General features: G+C 37.5%; 2 protein-coding genes. Both read left to right on the forward strand.

Going from position 1 to position 1,699, the window contains the following annotated elements:
• The first annotated feature begins 22 nt into the window (after positions 1 to 22).
• Positions 23 to 1,246 carry an FtsW/RodA/SpoVE family cell cycle protein gene (locus tag QZ359_RS08130; RefSeq protein ID WP_024057920.1) on the forward strand — a complete coding sequence of 408 codons (1,224 nt, stop codon included), beginning with the start codon at positions 23 to 25 and terminating at the stop codon, positions 1,244 to 1,246.
• Between the two features lie 24 nt (positions 1,247 to 1,270).
• A partial coding sequence (locus tag QZ359_RS08135) for a phosphoenolpyruvate carboxylase (RefSeq protein WP_293965382.1) occupies positions 1,271 to 1,699 on the forward strand: 429 nt, incomplete at its 3' end.

Genomic DNA, 1,699 nt, shown 5'->3' on the forward strand with positions numbered 1-1,699 from the left:
TGTATAAGAGACAGGTGATACTATGAAGATTAGTAAGAGGCACCTGTTAAACTATTCTATTCTAGTTCCTTACTTACTTTTATCTATTTTGGGTTTGATTGTAGTCTATTCTACAACCAGTGCCATTCTTATCGAAGAAGGTAAAAGTGCCCTCCAATTGGTTCGAAGTCAGGGAATGTTTTGGATATTTAGTTTAATATTGATTGTCTTGATATATAAGCTGAAACTGAATTTTTTAAGAAAAGAACGACTTTTATTTATTGTTATGTTTGTTGAGCTGATTCTCTTAGCTCTGGCTCGCTTAATTGGTACGCCAGTCAATGGAGCCTATGGTTGGATTTCAGTAGGACCTTTGACCATTCAGCCAGCGGAGTATTTGAAGATTATCATCGTCTGGTACTTGGCCCAACGTTTTTCAAAACAACAGGATGAAATTGGTATTTACGATTTTCAAGTTTTAACTCAAAATCAATGGATTCCTCGAGCTTTTAATGATTGGCGTTTTGTCCTCTTGGTAATGATAGGAAGTTTGGCTATTTTCCCAGATTTGGGGAATGCTACAATCCTAGCGCTGGTCGCCTTGATTATGTATACAGTTAGTGGGATTGCTCATCGTTGGTTTATAGTCTTTATCGGTGTATTGTTTGGAGTTTCAGCCCTATCTCTATCAGCTATTTCTGTAATTGGGGTTGATAAGTTTTCAAAAGTTCCAGTATTTGGTTACGTGGCCAAGCGTTTCAGTGCCTACTTTAATCCCTTTGCTGATTTGGCAGGAGCTGGTCACCAACTTGCAAATTCCTACTTTGCTATGGTAAATGGTGGATGGTTTGGTTTAGGCTTAGGAAATTCAATAGAAAAACGTGGTTATTTACCAGAGGCCCATACAGACTTTGTATTTTCAATTGTCATTGAAGAGTTTGGATTTGTGGGAGCCAGTTTGATTTTGGCACTTGTCTTTTTCCTGATTTTGCGAATTATCCTAGTAGGAATTCGTGCTAAGAATCCCTTTAATTCTATGATGGCGATTGGGGTTGGGGGGATGATGTTGGTACAGGTCTTTGTCAATATCGGTGGAATTTCTGGTATTATTCCCTCGACAGGAGTAACCTTCCCCTTCTTATCGCAAGGAGGGAACAGTCTCCTAGTCTTGTCTGTAGCCATCGCCTTTGTCTTAAATATTGATGCAAGTGAAAAACGTGCCCAATTATATGAGGAGTTAGAAGCTCACTCATCAAACTATATGTAGAGCTGAGAGTGGAAAGGATTACCTATGTCTCTTCAAAAATTAGAAAACTATAGTAATAAAGCTGTCGTGCAAGAAGAAGTATTGATTTTAACAGAATTGTTAGAAGATATCACTAAAAATATGCTTGCCCCAGAGACTTTTGAAAAAATCATGCAGTTGAAGGAATTGTCAACTCAAGAAGATTATCAAGGTTTGAACCAATTAGTTACTAGTCTGACAAATGATGAAATGGCTTATATTTCACGCTATTTCTCTATCTTGCCTCTTTTGATTAATATTTCTGAAGACGTGGATTTAGCCTATGAAATCAACCATCAAAATAATATCGATCAAGATTATCTTGGTAAATTATCAGCAACGATCAAAATGGTTGCGGAAAAAGAAAACGCGGTTGAAATTCTAGAACACTTGAATGTTGTCCCTGTTTTGACAGCCCATCCAACACAAGTGCAA

It is taken from the genome of Streptococcus sp., from assembly GCF_019414905.1.
GTDB lineage: Bacteria > Bacillota > Bacilli > Lactobacillales > Streptococcaceae > Streptococcus.

Excerpts from the sequence above, each read along its gene's own strand:
- QZ359_RS08130 (WP_024057920.1), top strand. The coding sequence starts at position 23 with ATGAAGATTAGTAAGAGGCACCTGTTAAACTATTCTATTCTAGTTCCT.